Here is a 493-nt window from a genome sequence, read left to right as displayed (position 1 = left end):
GTATCGAGAAAATCGTCGCACTGGCTGCGCTGATGCCCATCGTCGCCGGCATCGGCGGCAACTCCGGCAACCAAACCATCACCATGATCGTCCGCGCCATGGCGATGGGACAAATGACCAGCACGCAGGCAGGCCGCCTGCTGAAAAAAGAAGTCGGCGTCGCCCTCGTCAACGGCATTATTTGGGGCACCGTGATGGGCGTGATTTCATGGCTGCTCTACGGCAACATCGGCATCGGTTTGGTCATGGTGGCCGCGATGACCTTGAACCTTTTGCTTGCCGCGACCGTCGGTGTCCTCATTCCCGTCATGATGGACAAAGCCGGACGCGACCCGGCATTGGGCAGCTCGGTGCTGATTACCGCGGTCACCGACTCCGGCGGCTTCCTGATTTTCTTGGGATTGGCAACCATATTCCTGTTGTAATAGGAAAAAAGGACGTGTTCGACACGTCCTTTTTCAAACCGTTTAAAAGGCCGAGACCTTTGCAAAAA

Annotated in this window: 1 protein-coding gene; it reads left to right on the top strand. The window is 56.4% G+C overall.

The genetic code is table 11. The features are described from left to right. Positions 1 to 425, top strand: a 425-nt coding sequence (locus ACTHUR_RS19165) for a magnesium transporter (RefSeq protein ID WP_440400368.1), incomplete at its 5' end; no start/stop codon positions are given. Between the last annotated feature and the right edge of the window lie 68 nt (positions 426 to 493).

It is taken from the genome of Neisseria sp. P0021.S007 (genome assembly GCF_051956855.1).
This window is presented reverse-complemented; position numbering and strand designations above follow the sequence as displayed.